Consider the following 18,141-nt stretch of genomic DNA (forward strand, 5'->3'; position numbering starts at 1 on the left):
AGCCGCAGCACCTGCGGGCGTCAGACGGCCCGGAGGACGGGGGCCGCCTGCGCCTCGCCGGACCGGGTCGTCCCCTCCAGCTCCAGCAGCCACACGTCGTTGCCGCCCTCTCTCAGGACGGGCCCAGGGACGTACAGCGAGCACTGCGGGCCGGTGGACCAGTAGCGGCCGAGGTTGAAGCCGTTGATCCACACGAACCCCCGGGTCCGGCCCGGCAGCTCCAGACGGGCGTCACCGGCGCCCCGCACCATGACGGTGCCCCGGTACAGCCCCGGGGCACCGTCCTCGGGCAGCTCCCGCGACGGCACCGCCCGGACCCTCTCGATCTCGTCCAGCGCCTCCAGACTCAGCCCACGCGCGCGCACGTCGTGCAGATACTGCCGCTCGTGCAGGACGCCCCCGGTGATCCCCTTGGGCTCGCCCAGCCGCGGCCCGTAGTTCACCCGCCCCAGGGACTCCACCCACAGCTCCACGCGCGCGTGCCCCGCGACAGGCTCCTTGAGGCACGCGTCCTCCTCCGTGAGCACCCCGGCCCGCTCCCCGTCGACGTACACCACGGCGAGATCCCGCAGCCCGCGCACCGTCAGCGGATACGGCTGCCGCGGCCCCGGCACCGTCACCTCGTACCGCACCAGGCCCCGCTCGACGCCCAGTTCCTCGAAGGCCGGCGGGACGGGGCCGGACGTCTCCGGGCCGCCCAGCGTCTCCAGTACGTCACTCAGTGGCGCCCAGTCGGTCAGGGCCGCCTCGGCCGGCGCACCCAACGGCGCGGGCGCGGGCGGGACTTCGGGCAGGGGACCGGCGGCGTGGCCGGCGAGGATCTTCCGGAAGGCCCAGAACTTCTCCGTCGGGCGGCCGCACTCGTCGATCGGGGCGTCGTAGTCGTACGACGTCACGTCGGGCTCCAGCGGCCCGTCGTGCAGCGCGCCGCCGCCCCGGTTGGCACCCGCCCAGCCCGCGAAGCTCGTGCCGCCGTGCGCCATGTACAGGTTGACCGACGCCCCGCACTCCAGGATCTCCCGCAGCGCCGCCGCCGCGTCCCCGGGATCCCGAACGACGTGCTCGCCGCCCCAGTGGTCGAACCAGCCGCACCAGAACTCCATGCACATCAGCGGGCCGTCGGGGCGGTGCCGACGCAGCGTCTCGAACGCCTCTCGCGCGTGGGACCCGAAGTTCACCGTCGCCAGGACCCCCGGGACCGAGCCGCCCGAGAGCATGTGGTCCTCGGGGCCGTCCGACGTGAACAGCGCAGCCGTGACTCCCTCGGCCCGCAGCAGGCCGGCCAGCCATCGCAGGTACACCGCGTCGGAACCGTAACTGCCGTACTCGTTCTCGATCTGCACCATGATCACCGGGCCGCCGCGGTCCAGCTGCCGGGGCACGATCTCGGGCAGGAGATGCCGGAACCAGCTCGCCACGCGGCCCAGGTAGCGCTCGTCACGCGTACGCGCGCGTGCGCCCACCTCGGCCGTCAGCCAGTACGGCAGCCCGCCGTTCTCCCACTCGGCGCAGATGTACGGCCCCGGCCGCACGATCGCCCACAGCCCCGCCTCCCGGGCCGCGTCCAGGAACCGGCCCAGCGCCCCCACGTCCCGGTGCCGGCCCGGCCGCGGCTCGTGCAGGTTCCACGGCACGTACGTCTCCACACAGTTGAGACCCATCGCCCGCAGCATCGCCAGCCGGTGCCCCCACTGCGCCTCGTGCACCCGGAAGTAGTGCAGCGCGCCGGACAGCAGCCGCACCGGCCGCCCGTCCAGCAGGAAGTCTTCGTCCCCCACCGTGAACTCGCTCATGCGCCCACGATCGCCTCTGGCGCAGGTCAGGGTCCATGGACAAAGATCAGCGCTGCTTGGACCGAAGGAGCGGACGGGAGGCAGGCACGCGGATGTATCACACCTGGATGCGTTTCTTCACGCCCGGCCCCGCCCACCATCGCCTCGGCCTCGTCTGCCTCGGCGTGGGCCTCCAGTACGGCGCCCTGCCGACCGTCGGACCGAGGGTCCTGGACCACCATGTCGCCGTCGTGATCAGTACCGGCGCCGGCTGGTACGCCGCCCCCGACGGCCGCCGTACGACCGTCACCGCGCCCGCGCTGCTGTGGCTGACCCCCGGCGTGCCGCACCACTACGCGCCCGACCCCGGCACCGGCTGGGACGAGGGCTTCGTCGACTTCACCGGACCCGCCGCGCAGACGTACACCGAACTCGGCTACATCGAGCCCGGCAGGCCCGTCGTACCGCTGTCCGACGCCGCCGGCCCACGTGCCGTCATCGGGCGCATCGCCCGCGCCGCGCGCCGCGACAACCCCCTGCTGGAGGTGGAGACCGGCGCCGCCGTCCACGAGCTCCTCGTCGCCCTGCGCCGCGCCCGCGCCGACCTCGCCCCCGACGGCGACCAGGTCCTCAAGGCCCTCGCACGCGACGCGTGCCTGCCGCTCACGGTCGCCGACCACGCCGCCCGGCACGGCATGACCCTCGCCGAACTGCGCACCGCCGTGCGGCGCGGCGCCGGATGCAGCCCCAAGGACTATCTGCTCGGCATCCGTCTGGGCCGCGCCAAGGAACTGCTCGCCGCCACCGAACTGCCCGTAGCCGCCGTCGCCCGCCGCGTCGGCTACGACGACCCCGCCTACTTCTCCCGCCTGTTCACCCGCCGCGTCGGCATGGCCCCGGTCCGCTTCCGCGCCCAGCAGGGCCGCACCGTCCCGGGCGGCTGGAGCAACCAGGTCCCCGACCCCGACGATCCACCCGTGATCGGACGAACGACCACCTGAGCGGGCCCCGTAGGCTGGGCGCTCATGACCAGCAACACGTCCTCCAATGACGTCGACCCGGCCGTCCGTCAAGAGCTCGCCCGGCTGCGCGACAGCATCGACAACATCGACGCGGCCGTCGTCCACATGCTCGCCGAGCGCTTCAAGGCCACCCAGCAGGTCGGCCACCTCAAGGCCGAGCACCAGCTCCCGCCCGCCGACCCGGCCCGCGAGGCCCGCCAGATCGCCCGCCTGCGCACCCTCGCCGAGAACGCCAAGCTGGACCCGGCCTTCGCGGAGAAGTTCCTCAACTTCATCATCGCCGAGGTCATCAGGCACCACGAGAGCATCGCCGAGGACACCGTCAACGGCACCGCGTCCACGCCGAACCGCTCCTAGGCCGGACACGACCTGGGCCCGACCGGACGACGGGATGCAGACAGACCCTCCCCGAGGGAGTGACACGGCGGCCCGCGCGGGGCATGCTGCGCTGTGCACCGCATGTCAGCTGACGCGCACTCCCCGTCAGCGCCCCGGACATACCCTGGATGTCCACGCGGGAGGGACGTCGGGCCATGCCGTCGGATGCCAAGATCCTCATCGTCGACGATCACGAGGACACGCTGTACGCGCTGGAGAGTGCCCTGGCCCCGCTGGGGTACTTGCTGGCCCGGGCCACCAGCGGTGACGAGGCGCTCAAGCAGGTGCTCCGCGGCAGGGTCGGCCTTCTGCTCCTGGACGTGCGCATGCCCGGCGTCAGCGGCCTGGACGTCGTGCGCTACATGCGACGGGTGGAGCAGACCCAGCACATACCGGTCATCCTCCTCACCGGCTTCGGTGCGGACCAGGAACTGACCTCCACCGCCTTCCGGCTCGGCGTCGCCGACCTCGTCCTGAAGCCCATCGACCCGTGGGCGCTGCGCACCAAGGTCCGCTACCTGTACGACGCCCACGAGCGCAACCGCGCACTGGTGGAGGAGGTCCGGGAGTTACGCGCCCTGGTCAAGGGCCATGCCGAGGTCGAGGAACCCGGACCGCGCCCGCCCCTCCCGCACCCGGACGCCTGCGTTCCGCCACAGCGCGACACCCCGGCGGGGAACCGGACATAACGTACGTAGTGATCCGCCCCTGTGCCTTGTCAGCGGCATCAGGCAGCATGTCCTGCATGTCCGTACTGACGCGCGACGAAGCGCAGACCCGTGCCCAGCTTCTCGATGTCCACCGCTACACGATCGAACTCGATCTGACCACCGGGGACACGACCTTCGACTCGCGGACCGTCATCAGGTTCACCACGCGCGCCGACGCGGACACGTTCGTCGAGATCAAGCCTGCCGAGCTGCGCTCCGTAACGCTGGACGGACACCCCCTCGACCCGGAGACCCTGGACGACCACCGGCTGCCCCTGAAGAACCTCACCGCCGGAGAGCACGAACTGCGCGTCGACGCGGCCATGCGCTACTCCCGCACCGGCGAGGGCATGCACCGCTTCACCGACCCCACCGACGGCGAGAGCTACGTCTACACCCAGCTGGCGATGGACGACTGCAAGCTGGTCTTCCCGGCCTTCGACCAGCCCGACCTGAAGGCCGTCTTCGACCTCTCCGTCACCGCCCCCGAGGGCTGGACCGTCCTCGCCAACGGCGTCACCGAGCACCTCGGCCCCGGCCGCTGGCAGGCCGCGACCACCCCGCCGATCTCCACCTACCTCGTCGCCGTCGCCGCCGGCCCCTGGCACTCGGTGCGCACCGAGCACCGCGGCCTGCCCTTCGGCCTCCACTGCCGCCGCTCCCTCGCCCCCTACCTGGACGTGGACACCGACGAGCTCTTCCAGGTCACCCGGCAGTGCTTCGACCGCTTCCACGAGAAGTTCGACGAGCCCTACCCCTTCGACTCCTACGACCAGGCCTTCGTCCCCGAGTTCAACGCCGGCGCGATGGAGAACCCCGGACTGGTCACCTTCCGCGACGAGTTCGTGTACCGCTCCGCCGTCACGGACACCGAGCGACTGGTCCGCGCCATGGTCATCGCCCACGAGATGGCCCACATGTGGTTCGGCGACCTCGTCACCCTGCGCTGGTGGGACGACATCTGGCTGAACGAGTCCTTCGCCGAGTACATGGGCTACCAGATCTGCGCCGAAGCCACCCGCTTCACCGACACCTGGGTCGACTTCGGCATCGCCCGCAAGGGCTGGGGCTACGACGCCGACCAGCGCCCCTCCACCCACCCCGTGGCCCCCGAGGCCGTCGACGACACGGCCGCCGCCATGCTCAACTTCGACGGCATCTCCTACGCCAAGGGCGCCTCCGCGCTGCGGCAACTGGTGGCCTGGCTCGGCGAGAAGGACTTCCTCGCCGGTATCAACACCCACTTCGCCCGCCACAAGTTCGGCAACGCCACCCTCGCCGACTTCATCGACTCCCTCGCCTCCGCCACCGAGCGCGACGTCCACGCCTGGGCCGACTCCTGGCTGCGCACCACCGGCGTCGACACCCTCACCCCGGCCGTCACCCCCGGCGACAACGGCACCTACACCCTCACCGTCGACCACACCGGCAGCCGCACGCACCGCGTCACCGTCGGCCTGTACGACCAGGACCTCGGCGACAACGGCGGCAACCTCACGCTGCGCGAACACCTCGACGTCGACATCCCGCAGAGCGCCCCGCAGCCCATCGGCAAGCGCCCGGCCCTGCTGCTGGTCAACGACTGCGACCTGACCTACGCCAAGGTCCGCTTCGACCCCGGGTCCTTCGAGACCGTCCGCAGCAGCCTCGCCGGCCTGCCCGACCCGCTCACCCGCGCGGTCGTCTGGAACGCGCTGCGCGACGCCGTCCGCGACGGCGAACTGGCCGCCGGCGCCTACCTGGAGGCCGCTCGCGCCCACCTCCCGCGCGAGACCGACCTCGCCATCGTCCAGGGCGTCCTCGCCTTCGCCGCCGCCCAGGTCACCGACCGCTACCTCACCCCCGAGGAGCGGCCCGCCGCCCTGGCCACCCTCTCCGCCCTGTGCCGCGACCTCATCCGTCGCACCGAGGACGGCGACAACCCCGGCCTGCGCCTGATCGCCGTACGCCACTTCATCGACGTCGCCGCCCACCCCGACACCATCGCCGCCTGGCTCGCCGACGGCACCGTGCCGGGCGGACCCGAACTCGACCCCGAGCTGCGCTGGCGCGTCCTGGGCCGCCTCGCCGTCCTCGGCGCCGTGGACGAGGCCGCCATCGCCGCCGAACTGGGACGCGACCCGAGCGCCACCGGCCAGGAGGGCGCCGCCCGCTGCCGGGCCGCCCTGCCGGACGAGGAGGCCAAGGCGAGGGCGTGGGACGCCATGTTCGCCGGCGAGGGCGCCACCGCCCTGTCCAACTACCTCTTCGCCGCCACCGCCCAGGGCTTCTGGCAGCCCGAACAGACCGACCTGCTGCGGCAGTACGTGCCGCGCTACTACAAGGACGCGGTCGCCGTCGCCGCCCGCCGCGGCCCGGCCATCGCCGACGCCGCCGGCCGGTACGCCTTCCCGGGGTACGCCGTCGACGCCGAGTCCCTGCGGCTGGGCGAGGAGTGCCTGCGCGACGGCGAGCCGGTCCCGGCACTGCGACGCCGGCTCGCCGACCACCTCGACGACCTGGCGCGGGCGTTGCGGGTGCGGGAGGGAGGAAAGGGCTAGGCCCTGCGACGTAGGGCGGCGCTGGTTCCCATGGCCGATGCGGTGGGCTGATCTTCCTTCCTAGGCTCGAACGAGTCAGAGGCCGATCAGTCCGTCCTCAGCCTTCAGCCCTGGAGAAACCGTGATCGTAGTGACCGGCGCCACCGGCAACGTCGGCCGTGCCCTCGTCGAACGTCTCGCCGCCGCGGACCGGCCGGTGCGGGCGCTGACCCGCGATCCGCAGCGGGCCGGACTGCCCGCGGGCGCCGAGGTGGTCCGGTTCGAACCCGACCGGCCTGCCGCCCTGTTCGAGGGCGCGACCAGCCTGTTCCTGTACGTCCAGGCCGTCGGCGAACAGACCCCGGCCTTCCTGGCGGCGGCGCGTGCGGCCGGGGTCCGGCACGTCGTCCTGCTGTCCTCCGGGATCATCCAGGAGGACGCCGACGAGTCCCACCCCATCCACGTCATGCACGCCACCGCCGAGCGGCAGATCCTCGACAGCGGCCTCACGTGGACCTTCCTGCGCCCCAACGCCTTCGCCGTGAACGCCTTCCAGTGGGCCCCGCAGATCCGCGCCGGCAACCGGGTCCGGGGCGTCTTCGCGGAGGGGCTCGGCGCGCCGATCCACGAGGACGACATCGCCGCCGTCGCCGAACGTGCCCTTCTCGACGACGGCCACGAGGGCGCCGTCCACCGGCTCACCGGTCCCGAGGCGATATCCAACGCCGGTCAGGTCGAGGCGATCGGGCGGGCCGTCGGCCGCGAGCTCGAGTTCATCGAGGTGACGCCGGACCAGGCGGGCCCCGAACTGTTCCCGTTCGTTCCGCCGCACATGGTCAAGGACCTGCTCAAGGCCTTCGAGGCCACGGTAGGCGTGCAGCCGGAGATCACCGACGCGGTGGAGAGGATCACGGGCACTCCGGCCCGCAGTTTCGCCCGGTGGGCCGAGGACCACGCGGCCGACTTCCGGCACTGAGGCACCCCTTACTCCGCCGACCTGGGCACCTCGCCTCCGACACGCGTTCCCCGTACGGAAATACCCACTTTCGGGTTCCGATCATTGGGCTTTTCGGGCGTCATCGCGTATCTGCGTACAAGCTGGAAGTCCCTCATGTCCAGCGCCCGGGAGGCCACGATGAGCACGCTGCCGTCGCTCGCTTCAGGCCCGGAAGGCCCCCATGCCCTGCGGCCGTTGCTCGACACCGTGCTCGACGCGCTGGGCGAGGGCGCCCGCGCACGCCGGGGCCCCCTGCCTTCGGGCGGCCCGGACGCGGTGGCCGAGCGCATGCGGGCCGCGGTCGGGGACGCGCTGCCGGACGAGGGCGACCCGAACGCCCTGCACACCCTCGTCCGGGCCTTCGCGGAAGCCGCCGCAGACCCGGCGGACCCCCTGTGCACCGCCCACCTCCACTGCCCACCCCTCGCCCTCGCCACCGCCGCCGATCTGGCCGCCTCCGCCCTCAACCCCTCCCTGGACTCCTGGGACCAGGCGCCTGGGGCGTCGGAGCTGGAGGCGCTGGTGACGGAGGCGCTCGCGGGGGAGGTCTTCGGCGGCGAGGGAGGCGAGCGGGGTCGCCGTGTCACCCCGGCTCCCGGCGTCACCCCGGCCCCCCGAGCCACCCCACCCCACCGACCCCCCACCGCCCTGATCACCACCGGCGGCTCCGAATCCAACCAACTCGCCCTCCTCCTCGCCCGAGAAGCGCACGGCGCCGGACTCAGGCTGGTGCACGGGGCGAGCGCTCATCACTCGTTGCCCCGTGCCGCCTGGCTGCTCGGGCTGCCGGACCCCGTCGTCGTGCCCGCGCCCGCCGGTGTCCTCGACCCCGCCGCACTCGACGAGGCCCTCACCCAGCTGCCCGGCCCTCACCTGGTCGCGGCCACCGCGGGCAGCACCGACGCCGGGCTCATCGACCCGATCCCCGAGATCGCCGCCCTGTGCGCCGCCCACGGCGCCCGGCTGCACGTCGACGCCGCCTACGGCGGAGGCCTCCTGTTCAGCGACCGGTACCGCGAGCGGCTGGCCGGCCTCGACGCCGCCGACACCGTCACCCTTGATCTGCACAAGCTCGGCTGGCAGCCCGTCGCCGCGGGGCTCCTCGCCGTCCGTGACCCGGGCGGCCTCGCCGTGCTCCACCACCGCGCCGACTACCTCAACGCCGACGACGACGTCGAGGCCGGCCTGCCGGACCTGCTCGGCCGGTCCCTGCGTACCAGCCGCCGACCCGACGTCCTCAAGATCGCCGTCACTCTCAGGGCCCTCGGCCGCAGCGGCCTCGGCCGGCTCGTCGAGCAAGTCTGCGCAAGAGCCCTGGAGTTCGCCCACCTCGTCCACGGTCACCCCGGGTTCGAGCTCTACGACCAGCCCACCATCAGCACGGTCCTGTTCCGGCCCGCACACGCCACCGACGACGCCGTCGCCGCCGTACGCCGAACGCTCCTCACCGACGGCCGCGCCGTCCTCGGCCGGGCCCGCATAGACGGTCGCCTGTGGCTGAAAGCGACCCTCCTCAATCCCCACACGCGCCCGGACGACCTGGCCGCCCTCCTGAAACTGGTGGAAGGAAACACCCCCGGATGACCCCGCAGACCAACCCAGCCGACCGGCACTCCAACCCCCCGGGCCAGGACCCCGACACCCCCCGCGACCTCGTCGGCATCGGTGTCGGCCCCTTCAACCTCTCCCTCGCCGCCCTGGCCCACCCCCTCGCCGAACTCGACGCCGTCTTCTACGAGCAGCGCACCGCGTTCGCCTGGCATCCCGGGCTGCTCATCGAGGGGTCCCGCATCCAGGTCCCCTTCCTCGCGGACCTGGTGACGCTCGCCGACCCCGCGAGCCCTTGGTCGTTCCTCAGCTACCTCAGGACCCGCGACCGGCTCTTCCCCTTCTACTTCGCCGAGCGCTTCCACATCCAGCGTGCCGAGTACGACGCCTACTGCCGCTGGGTCTGCGACAACCTCCCCGGGCTGCGCTTCGGCCACCAGGTCGACGCGGTCCGCTTCAACTCCGAACGCGACGTCTTCGAGGTCGACTTCACCCAGCTCGCCCCGGACGGAGAAGCCGAGGCGCTCGGCCGTACGTACACGAAGAACATCGTCCTCGGCATCGGCACCGAACCGGATGTCCCCGACCCGCTCAGGCCCCTCGTCGAGGCGCCCGCCGTCCCGGTCATCCACGCCGCCGACTACCTCGAACACCGCGAGCGGCTCCTCGCCGCCGAGCACATCACCGTCATCGGCTCCGGACAGTCCGGTGCCGAGATCTTCCTCGACCTGCTGCGGCGCCGGCCGGCCGGGCGCGAGCGGATGCACTGGCTCGGGCGCACCGAGGCCTTCGCGCCCATGGAGTACTCCAAGCTCGGCCTGGAGCACTTCACCCCCGACTACACCCGCTACTTCCAGGCACTCGGCGAACCGGTCCGCGACAAGCTCGTCGCCTCGCAGTGGCAGCTCCACAAGGGCATCGACGCCGAGACCCTCGCCGCCATCCACGACGAGCTCTACCGCCGCACCCTGGACGGCGGCTGGCCCGACACCGTCCTCACGCCCGGCGTGCACGTGCGCACCGCGGGCCGGATCGCCACGACCAAGGTGGAGCTCCATCTGGAGCACGTCCACCAGAGCACCCGCTCACGCCTGACCACCGACGCGGTCGTCCTCGCCACCGGCTACCGCGAGCGCCCCCTCACCCGCATCCTCGCCGGCCTCGACCCCTACATGCGCCTCGACAGCCGGGAACGCCCGCGCATCGACGACCAGTACCGCCTGGTCATGGACCCGTCCGTCACCGGCTCCGGCTGCAACGTCTACGTCCAGAACGCCGAGCGCCACACCCACGGCGTCGGCACCCCCGACCTCGGTCTCGCGGCCTGGCGCAGCGCCAGCATCCTCAACTCCGTCACCGGCAAGGAGACCTACCCGCTGCCCAGCCGTACGTCGTTCACCACTTTCGGCCTCGAACAGCGGGAGCCCCGGATCCCGCGGGCGCGTCAGCCGAAGGTGCTGACACCGCTGATGGACGGGATCTGAGGCTCCTGACCGGTTGGTTCGACTCCGGCTAGAACACCGGCGTGCCGTTCCGCGTGAGCTTCCAGTCCACCGACGCGAAGTCCTTCGGGTCCAGCACGCCCTTCGCGGTCACCCACTCCGCGATCCGGGTGCGGATCTCCGTCGACTCCGACCACAGCTCCTGAGCCGACGCCACATGCGGGAACGCGCCGCCGCCGTTGGCCCGGTAGTTGTTCACCGCGAACACGAACTTCTGGGCGTCGTCGAGCGCGGCACCGTTGTAGGCCAGGTTCTTGATCCGCGAACCCGCCGCCTGCGCGATGTCGATCTCGTACGACAGCCCCGACACGTAGTCGTAGTTGTAGTCGGGGCGGTTGCCGGCGTTCGTGAGCTTGTCGACGTCGACGGCCGCGTCGGCGGCGGTCTGCACGAAGTACTCCGCCGAGTACTCCAGGTACGCCTTGACCTGCGCACCCGTCATCAGCTTGGCGACCAGCGTGTTGTCGTACACGTACAGGCTCGACAGATCCCGGATGGTCACGTTGCCGGCCGGGATCTCCGAGGTGCGCGAGAACGGGGAGGCCTGGGAGATGACGGGCAGAGAGGCATGCTCCGTGCCCGCCAGGGCTGCCTTGACCACGTCCTCCTGGACCTTGGTGATCAGGTCGATGATCGGGGCGTCCTTGTAGCGGGCGTCGACCGTCGTCAGCTTCTCGGTCGCCGTGCCGACGATCTGGTTGACGTACTCCACCACGATGTCGTGGTCGTCCTTCAGCAGCTTGGTGATCTTCGGGTCGTCGGCGACCGTCTTCGAGTCGCGCACCGTCGCCTTCACCGACTCGACCTTCCAGCAGCCCTTGTCGAGGACCAGCTCGAAGTCGAACAGCGACAGCCGCTGTGCGTAGCACAGCGGCTCGGACAGCACGACGGTCTTGCCCGTCTTCTCGTTCGTGACCAGCAGCTCCGCGATCTCCGTGTGCGCGTGCCCGACGAGGATCGCGTCGATGCCCGGCACCTGCTGGGCGACCAGTGCCGCCGAGTTCTCGATGTACGGCAGCTGGTCACCGTACGACGACGTCCCCGACGAACCGGAGTGCGCCGACACGACCACCACGTCCGCACCCATCGAGCGCAGCTTCGGCACCCACTTCGCGGCCTGCTCCTCCAGACCCGGGAACACCATCTTGCCCTCGACGTACGCCTTGTCCCAGATCGCGATGCCGGGGTTGGTCAGACCGAGGACCGCGACCTTGACCGACGGGGCGCCGGGCACGTGGAACTTCTTGATGAAGTACGGCGGGAAGGCGGGCTTCAGCGTCTTCGCGTCCAGTGCGTTCGCACCCAGCAGCGGGAAGTGGCACTGGTCCTCGAACTTGCGCAGCGTCTCGATGCCGTAGTTGAACTCGTGGTTGCCGAGGGCCACCGCGTCGTACCCGATGGCGTTCATCGCCGCCGCCATCGGGTGGACCGGACCGCCCTTGGCGGTGATCGGGTCGACCTTGGCGTAGTAGTACGTCAGCGGGGTGCCCTGGATCGTGTCGCCCGCGTCGATGAGCAGCGTGTTGCGGCGGCCCTTCTCGTCGCGGACCTGGTTCACCAGCGTCGAGACCCGGGACAGGCCCTTCGCGTTGCCCTTGGCGTCGGCGTACTCCGCGTCCTTGAAGTAGTCCCAGTTGAAGACGTTGCCGTGCAGGTCGGTCGTGCCCATCACCGTCAGCGCGTACCGCTTCTTCGGCCGGGACGCCTTCGCCGGCTGCGCGGCCTGCGCCGCCGGGGCGCTCACCGCACCGGCCACCGCCACCCCCGCTCCGGTCACGGCGGACTTCGTCAGGAACTTACGGCGGTTCAACGGCATGAGTGCTTCTCCTGGGCGAATGGTCAACAACGCGCGTAGATTCTGACCTGCCCATGGCGAGTTGCAACAGACCCCGCACGTTTCGATCTGGTGACCGAAGCTGTGAACTGCCGGGCTCCCGGCCGGCCAAGCGATGACAGAGTGGGACGTATGACCTCCCCCTCAGGAGAACTTCAGCCCGCCGTCCCCTACGGCACCCCCGACGCCCCCCGCATCGCCGTCCGCGGTGAGGCCCACCTCGAGGTCGACCCCGAGATCGCCCGCATCGGCGTCACCGTGGCCTCCCGCGGCAAGGACCGCCGCGCCGCCCTGGACGAACTGACCCGCCGCAACGCCGCCGTCCTCGACCTCATCAAGACCTACGGCGACGCGGTCGAGCGCCTGGAGACCGGCGCCTTTTCCATCAGCCCCGAACTGAAGGACAAGGGCCGCGGCGAACGCATCCACGCCTACCACGGCCGCGTCCACATCACCGCCGAACTCGCCGACTTCACGGCGCTCGGCGAACTCACGACACGCCTGGCCGACCTGGAGCTCACCCGCGTGGACGGCCCCTGGTGGGCCCTGCGCCCCGACTCGCCGGCCCACCGGGAAGCGCGGCAGCAGGCGGTACGGGAGGCCGTGCAGCGCGCGCGGGAGTACGCCGAGGCGCTGGGGACCTCCCTGGCCGCGCTGGTGGAACTCGCCGACATCGGCGCGGAGAACGCCCCGCCGGCCTATCCGCAGGCCCGCGGCGGCCGTATGCGCTCGATGGCCTACGCCGCGGAAGAGGACTCCGCCGCCCCCCTCGACCTCGAACCCGAGCGTCAGCACGTCCATGCCGAGGTCAATGCGCGATTCACGATGGCGCCGCCGCGTCTGTGAACGCATCTGTGAATAGCCCTTTAGGGGTGCTTCGAACGCTCATCGGAGCACCCCGGTGCGCAATTCAACACTTGTCAAAAGCCCTTCACGCAAAGGTTGTTGAGTAGTCATGCGGCGCCAATTCACTACCCGCCGGTAAGTCATAGAGTCGAAACATGCGCCGAGCAAAAATCGTCTGCACCCTGGGCCCCGCCACCGACTCGTACGACCAGATAAAGGCACTGGTCGACGCCGGAATGGACGTCGCCCGATTCAACCTCAGCCACGGCGGTCACGCCGATCACGAGGAGCGCTACCAGCGCGTGCGGAAGGCCTCCGACGAGACCGGCCGCAGCGTCGGTGTCCTCGCCGACCTTCAAGGCCCGAAGATCCGCCTCGGCCGCTTCACCGAAGGACCCGTACTCCTTGAACGCGGGGACACCTTCACCATCACGGTCGAAGAGGGCGCCGAGGGTGACCGCCAGCAGTGCGGGACCACCTACTCCGGCCTCGCCGCGGACGTCATCCCCGGCGAACGCATCCTCGTCGACGACGGCAAGGTGTGCCTGGAGGTCACTTCCGTCGACGGCCCGCGCGTCCACACGACGGTGGTCGAGGGCGGCATGATCTCCGACAACAAGGGCCTCAACCTCCCGGGCGTCGCGGTGTCTGTCCCCGCCCTGTCGGAGAAAGACGAGGCGGACCTGCGCTGGGCGCTGCGCACGGGCTTCGACGTCATCGCGCTTTCGTTCGTGCGGAGCGGCCGGGACATCGAGGATGTGCACCGCATCATGGACGAGGAGGGCCGCCGCCTCCCGGTGATCGCCAAGGTGGAGAAGCCGCAGGCGGTGGAGGCGATCGACGACATCGTGGCCGCCTTCGACGGCATCATGGTCGCCCGCGGCGACCTGGGCGTGGAGATGCCGCTGGAACAGGTCCCGATCGTCCAGAAGCGCGCCGTCAAGCTGGCCAAGCGCAACGCCAAGCCGGTGATTGTGGCGACGCAAATGCTCGACTCGATGATCGAGAACTCCCGCCCGACGAGGGCGGAGGCGTCGGACGTGGCGAACGCCGTCATCGACGGCACGGACGCGGTGATGCTGTCCGGCGAGACGAGCGTCGGCAAGTACCCCATCGAGACGGTCCGGACGATGGCGAAGATCGTCGAAGCGGCCGAGGAGGACATCCTCACCAAGGGCCTGCCGCCGCTGACCGAGCGCAACAAGCCCCGCACCCAGCCCGGCGCGGTGGCCCGCGCGGCGGCCGAGATCGGCGACTTCCTGGGCGCGAAGTTCCTGGTCGCCTTCACCCAGTCCGGCGACACGGCCCGCCGCCTGTCCCGCTACCGCTCGCCGATCCCGCTGCTGGCCTTCACGCCCGAGCCGGCCACGCGTTCCCAGCTGAATCTGACGTGGGGCGTGGAGACGTTCCTGGGGCCGCACGTGGAGTCGACGGACGCGATGGTCGACCAGGTGGATGAGCTGCTGCTGAAGTACGGCCGCTGCAAGAAGGGCGACGTCGTCGTCATCACGGCGGGGTCGCCTCCGGGGGTGTCCGGCTCGACGAACATGGTGCGGGTGCATCACATCGGGGAGGACGACAGCCCCAAGTAGGAGGCGGAGGGCCCCTCTTGAGGAGGGGCCCTTTGCGGTGTGGTCAGTGCTTGGGGCCTACGTGTTCGTCCATGAGGGCTACGGAGGCTTTGCGGGCGACGGAGATGTTGTACGGGTTGCCGTTACGGGTGCACTGCGTCCACGCGATGCCGAGCTTGTCGAGGGTGTCCGTGTAGAGCTGACGGATGTCGTCGGACACGTTGGTGAAGAAGTACCGGGGGTATTCGTAGCGCTTGCGCTCACCGCCGACGAGGCGAGTCGTCCAGTTGGTGATGCGGCAGCCGTCGGAGTGGATGAGGCCGCGGATGAAATCCCAGGGGTGGGCGTCGACGATTTCCTGCTGCCAGGGTTCGAGGACGATGGGGCGCTCGTGTTTCTTGCCAGGGCCATGCTGGGGAAAGACGCAGGGCCAGTGCCGGGAGTAGCTGGTCACCATCGCGTACCCCTGTTTCTGAAGGGTGTAGACGCCGATGCCGGGGCGAACCTGCGTGATGGCCTCGCGGCACTGCTGGAGGAGACCGGGCCATGCATCGGCGCATGCGATGCGGAGGTAGTAGCCGGTGCCGCGTGGGTGCGCACTGATACAGCCGTCGCCGAGGTAGAGACCCAGCAGGTAGGCGTACGCACAGTCGTCAGCGGGTGGTCCAGGGTCTGGAGTTGTCATGCGAGGTAGTGGCTCCAAGCGGAGCTGCCAGGAGCGGATCGCGGCGCGAGAGATGCCCGTCTCTCGGCTCACCGAATTCAGGCTGCGCCCCTGGGTAACCAGCGCGAGTGCTCGCTTGCGTGTGCTGACGTCGTACATGTGGCAACTCTGTGAGAGTGATCGCGGCGACACGCAGCAAAAAGCGGATGTTCACGAGAACGTGAACATCCGCTTTCTTGTGACCTTGGAAGCCAAGGAAAAGTGCCCCGAGTCGGATTCGAACCGACGCTGTATGGGTTTTGAATCCATTGCCTCTTCCGCTGGGCTACCGGGGCTCCTTCAATACGAAGGTTGGTGGTCACCCGCCGTGCCCCCACCTTACCGTAGCTAGGTAGGCTCTTGGGAGCAGCACCCCTGCCCCTGAACGAGGAGCCCCCCGTGACCGCCCCCGAGTCGCCCCAGCCCGTAGACGCGCCCGACGACGACAAGTCGCACGTGCCTCCGCTGACGACCCGTGTCGTCATTGCCGAGGACGAGGCGCTGATCCGGCTCGATCTCAAAGAGATGCTCGAAGAAGAGGGGTACACCGTCGTCGGTGAGGCCGGAGACGGTGAGCAGGCCGTCGAACTGGCCCGCGAGCACAGGCCCGACCTCGTCATCCTCGATGTGAAGATGCCGAAGCTGGACGGCATTTCGGCGGCCGAGAAGATCGCCGAGGAGAGCATCGCCCCGGTGCTGATGCTGACCGCGTTCTCGCAGCGCGACCTCGTCGAGCGGGCCCGGGACGCCGGTGCCATGGCGTACCTGGTCAAGCCGTTCAGCAAGAGCGACGTCGTGCCGGCGATCGAGATGGCCGTCTCGCGGTTCACCGAGCTGAAGGAGCTGGAGAAGGAGGTCGCCGACCTCACCCTGCGCCTGGAGACGCGCAAGCTCGTGGACCGGGCCAAGTCCATCCTCCAGACCCAGTACGGGCTGACCGAGCCCGCCGCCTTCCGGTGGATCCAGAAGACCTCCATGGACCGCCGGATGTCGATGCAGCAGGTCGCCGAGGCCGTCATCCAGGACGCCGACGAGAAGAAGGCCGCCAAGGGCTGACGTACCGAAGCGGCACATCGAAGCAGCAAAGAGTGAGGCCCGTGCCCCTGACCGGGGGGCACGGGCCTCGACTCATGCGGGCCGGGCGATCAGTCCTCGCCCAGGTACGCCTTGCGCACCGACTCGTCGTGCAGCAGGTCCTGTCCGCTGCCGGAGAGGACGATCTTGCCGACCTCCATGACGTGCCCGTGGTCGGCCAGGGAGAGCGCGGCCTGGGCGTTCTGCTCGATGAGCAGGATGGTGGTGCCCTGGGACTTGAGCTCCTGGATGGTCGCCATGATCTTCTGCATCATGATGGGGGAGAGGCCCATGGAGGGCTCGTCCAGCATGAGCAGCTTCGGCCGGGACATCAGCGCCCGTCCCATGGCGAGCATCTGCTGCTCACCGCCGGAGAGGGTGCCCGCGGCCTGCTTGCGGCGCTCTCCGAGGATGGGGAACAGGTCGTAGGCGCGCTTGATGTCCTTCTCGATGGCCTCCTTGTCGGTGCGCAGGAACGCGCCGAGGCGGAGGTTGTCCTCGATCGTCATGCGGGGAAAGATGTGCCGCCCCTCGGGGGAGTGGGCGAGCCCCAGCGAGACGACCTTGTGCGCGGGGACCTTCTTCAGCGACTTGCCGTCGAACTTGATCTCGCCGGACAGCGGCTGGAGCAGACCCGACAGAGTGCGCAGGGTCGTGGTCTTGCCGGCGCCGTTGGTGCCGATGAGGGTGACGACCTCGCCCGCTTCCACCTTGAACGAGATGCCCTTGACGGCCTCGATCTTGCCGTAGGCGACCCTGAGGTCCTCGACCTCCAGCAGTGCGGTCACTTGTCGTCCCCTTCCGTGCTGCTCTGCGCCTCGGCGCCGGCCTCCGCGGCCTCGACCTCGGCGACCTCCTCCTTGCCCGGTTCGCCCTCGAAGGGCGTACCGAGGTAGGCGGCGATGACGCGCTCGTCGGCCTGGACGACCTCCGCGGGGCCCTCGACGATCTTCTCGCCCTGGACCAGCACGGCGACCCGGTCACACAGGTTCATGATGAACCGGATGTCGTGCTCGATGACGAGGACGGCGATGCCCTGGTCCCGGATGGCGAAGATCAGCTCCTCGGCCGCCCGGGTCTCCTGCGGGTTCATACCGGCGGTGGGCTCGTCGAGGAGGAGCAGGCCGGGCTCGCTCGCAAGGGCCCGGGCGATCTCCAGCTTGCGCTGCTCGCCGTAGGGCAGGTTGCGGGCGAGGTGGTCGGCCTTGGCGGCGAGACCGGTGAACTCCAGGAGTTCCATGGCCCGGGCCCGGGACGCGTCCTCGGCCTTCTTGAAGCCGGGCAGCCGCAGCAGGGCCGACCAGAGGCCTTCCTTGGTGCGGGTGTGCCGTCCGACCAGCACGTTCTCCAGAACGGTCATGTTGGCGAAGAGCCGGATGTTCTGGAACGTACGGGCGATGCCGGCCTGGGTGACCAGGTGCGGCTTGGGCGGCAGGACGGTGCCCTTGTAGGCGACCTTGCCCTCGGTCGGGATGTACAGGCCGGTGAGGCAGTTGAAGAAGGTCGTCTTGCCGGCGCCGTTGGGGCCGATGAGGCCGACGATCTCGCCGGTGTTGACGGTGAGGTTCACGTCGCGCACGGCGGTCAGACCGCCGAAGCGCATCGTGACGCCGGTGGCGTCGAGCACCGTCGTGCTGGTGGGTGCGGTCGTGGTGGTGGTCATGG

15 protein-coding genes and 1 tRNA gene are annotated in these 18,141 nt (G+C 70.2%); 10 read left to right on the forward strand and 6 right to left on the reverse strand.

Annotation, left to right across the window (positions count from 1 at the left end; genetic code table 11):
* Positions 1-20: 20 nt before the first annotated feature.
* Positions 21-1,793 carry a glycoside hydrolase family 35 protein gene (locus OG331_RS36215; RefSeq protein ID WP_406204334.1) on the reverse strand — a complete coding sequence of 591 codons (1,773 nt, stop codon included), beginning with the start codon at positions 1,791-1,793 and terminating at the stop codon, positions 21-23.
* Between the two features lie 92 nt (positions 1,794-1,885).
* On the opposite strand from OG331_RS36215, the gene OG331_RS36220 reads away from it, so the two are divergent.
* The 7 genes from OG331_RS36220 to OG331_RS36250 all read left to right on the forward strand — a co-directional run bounded on the left by OG331_RS36220 (position 1,886) and on the right by OG331_RS36250 (position 10,430).
* Positions 1,886-2,773, forward strand: a complete 888-nt coding sequence (locus tag OG331_RS36220) for a helix-turn-helix domain-containing protein (protein ID WP_406204337.1) — start codon at positions 1,886-1,888, stop codon at positions 2,771-2,773.
* Between the two features lie 24 nt (positions 2,774-2,797).
* Positions 2,798-3,151, forward strand: coding sequence for a chorismate mutase (locus OG331_RS36225; protein WP_406204340.1), 354 nt, complete (start codon positions 2,798-2,800; stop codon positions 3,149-3,151).
* A 176-nt stretch (positions 3,152-3,327) separates the two neighbouring features.
* A complete protein-coding gene (locus tag OG331_RS36230) occupies positions 3,328-3,861 on the forward strand; it encodes a two-component system response regulator (RefSeq protein ID WP_406204343.1) in 534 nt (177 codons plus the stop codon).
* 56 nt (positions 3,862-3,917) lie between these two features.
* Complete coding sequence (gene pepN / locus OG331_RS36235) at positions 3,918-6,422, forward strand: aminopeptidase N (RefSeq protein WP_406204345.1); 2,505 nt, start codon at positions 3,918-3,920, stop codon at positions 6,420-6,422.
* A 121-nt stretch (positions 6,423-6,543) separates the two neighbouring features.
* The gene (locus tag OG331_RS36240) at positions 6,544-7,377 is read left to right on the forward strand and encodes an NAD(P)H-binding protein (protein WP_406204348.1); all 834 of its coding nucleotides are present in this window, start codon (positions 6,544-6,546) and stop codon (positions 7,375-7,377) included.
* 159 nt (positions 7,378-7,536) lie between these two features.
* Entirely contained in the window at positions 7,537-8,982 is a 1,446-nt protein-coding gene (locus OG331_RS36245) for a pyridoxal phosphate-dependent decarboxylase family protein (RefSeq protein WP_406210523.1), read from the forward strand.
* Positions 8,979-10,430 (forward strand): lysine N(6)-hydroxylase/L-ornithine N(5)-oxygenase family protein, encoded by a 1,452-nt coding sequence (locus OG331_RS36250; protein WP_406204351.1) that lies wholly within the window; start codon positions 8,979-8,981, stop codon positions 10,428-10,430. Before OG331_RS36245 ends, OG331_RS36250 begins: the two co-directional genes overlap by 4 nt.
* A 28-nt stretch (positions 10,431-10,458) precedes the next feature.
* Here the strand turns inward: OG331_RS36250 and OG331_RS36255 are convergent, their stop codons facing one another.
* Complete coding sequence (locus OG331_RS36255; protein WP_406204354.1) at positions 10,459-12,264, reverse strand: bifunctional metallophosphatase/5'-nucleotidase; 1,806 nt, start codon at positions 12,262-12,264, stop codon at positions 10,459-10,461.
* A 150-nt stretch (positions 12,265-12,414) separates the two neighbouring features.
* Between OG331_RS36255 and OG331_RS36260 the strand changes: the two genes are divergently transcribed.
* The gene (locus tag OG331_RS36260) at positions 12,415-13,128 is read left to right on the forward strand and encodes an SIMPL domain-containing protein (RefSeq protein ID WP_406204356.1); all 714 of its coding nucleotides are present in this window, start codon (positions 12,415-12,417) and stop codon (positions 13,126-13,128) included.
* A gap of 155 nt (positions 13,129-13,283) precedes the next feature.
* The gene (pyk, locus tag OG331_RS36265; RefSeq protein WP_406204359.1) at positions 13,284-14,720 is read left to right on the forward strand and encodes a pyruvate kinase; all 1,437 of its coding nucleotides are present in this window, start codon (positions 13,284-13,286) and stop codon (positions 14,718-14,720) included.
* 43 nt (positions 14,721-14,763) lie between these two features.
* On the opposite strand, the gene OG331_RS36270 is transcribed toward pyk, so the two are convergent.
* Both OG331_RS36270 and OG331_RS36275 read right to left on the reverse strand, forming a co-directional pair.
* The gene (locus OG331_RS36270; RefSeq protein ID WP_406204362.1) at positions 14,764-15,522 is read right to left on the reverse strand and encodes a transcriptional regulator; all 759 of its coding nucleotides are present in this window, start codon (positions 15,520-15,522) and stop codon (positions 14,764-14,766) included.
* A gap of 103 nt (positions 15,523-15,625) precedes the next feature.
* Positions 15,626-15,698: transfer RNA gene (locus OG331_RS36275), tRNA-Leu, on the reverse strand.
* 103 nt (positions 15,699-15,801) lie between these two features.
* Here OG331_RS36275 and OG331_RS36280 point away from each other — a divergent pair.
* Entirely contained in the window at positions 15,802-16,458 is a 657-nt protein-coding gene (locus tag OG331_RS36280) for a response regulator (RefSeq protein WP_328882324.1), read from the forward strand.
* An 89-nt stretch (positions 16,459-16,547) separates the two neighbouring features.
* Here OG331_RS36280 and OG331_RS36285 read toward each other — a convergent pair whose 3' ends face one another.
* Positions 16,548-17,264 (reverse strand): ABC transporter ATP-binding protein, encoded by a 717-nt coding sequence (locus tag OG331_RS36285; RefSeq protein WP_328882325.1) that lies wholly within the window; start codon positions 17,262-17,264, stop codon positions 16,548-16,550.
* Complete coding sequence (locus OG331_RS36290) at positions 17,261-18,139, reverse strand: ABC transporter ATP-binding protein (protein ID WP_406204365.1); 879 nt, start codon at positions 18,137-18,139, stop codon at positions 17,261-17,263. The genes OG331_RS36285 and OG331_RS36290 overlap by 4 nt, the downstream gene beginning before the upstream one ends.
* Positions 18,140-18,141: the final 2 nt, after the last annotated feature.

It is taken from the genome of Streptomyces sp. NBC_01017 (assembly GCF_045162795.1).
Taxonomy (GTDB): domain Bacteria; phylum Actinomycetota; class Actinomycetes; order Streptomycetales; family Streptomycetaceae; genus Streptomyces; species Streptomyces machairae.

Coding starts and splice junctions, on each gene's coding strand:
- OG331_RS36215 (WP_406204334.1), bottom strand. CDS start 1,793: ATGAGCGAGTTCACGGTGGGGGACGAAGACTTCCTGCTGGACGGGCGG.
- OG331_RS36220 (WP_406204337.1), top strand. CDS start 1,886: ATGTATCACACCTGGATGCGTTTCTTCACGCCCGGCCCCGCCCACCAT.
- OG331_RS36225 (WP_406204340.1), top strand. CDS start 2,798: ATGACCAGCAACACGTCCTCCAATGACGTCGACCCGGCCGTCCGTCAA.
- OG331_RS36230 (WP_406204343.1), top strand. CDS start 3,328: ATGCCGTCGGATGCCAAGATCCTCATCGTCGACGATCACGAGGACACG.
- pepN (WP_406204345.1), top strand. CDS start 3,918: ATGTCCGTACTGACGCGCGACGAAGCGCAGACCCGTGCCCAGCTTCTC.
- OG331_RS36245 (WP_406210523.1), top strand. CDS start 7,537: ATGAGCACGCTGCCGTCGCTCGCTTCAGGCCCGGAAGGCCCCCATGCC.
- OG331_RS36250 (WP_406204351.1), top strand. CDS start 8,979: ATGACCCCGCAGACCAACCCAGCCGACCGGCACTCCAACCCCCCGGGC.
- OG331_RS36255 (WP_406204354.1), bottom strand. CDS start 12,264: ATGCCGTTGAACCGCCGTAAGTTCCTGACGAAGTCCGCCGTGACCGGA.
- OG331_RS36260 (WP_406204356.1), top strand. CDS start 12,415: ATGACCTCCCCCTCAGGAGAACTTCAGCCCGCCGTCCCCTACGGCACC.
- pyk (WP_406204359.1), top strand. CDS start 13,284: ATGCGCCGAGCAAAAATCGTCTGCACCCTGGGCCCCGCCACCGACTCG.
- OG331_RS36270 (WP_406204362.1), bottom strand. CDS start 15,522: ATGTACGACGTCAGCACACGCAAGCGAGCACTCGCGCTGGTTACCCAG.
- OG331_RS36290 (WP_406204365.1), bottom strand. CDS start 18,139: ATGACCACCACCACGACCGCACCCACCAGCACGACGGTGCTCGACGCC.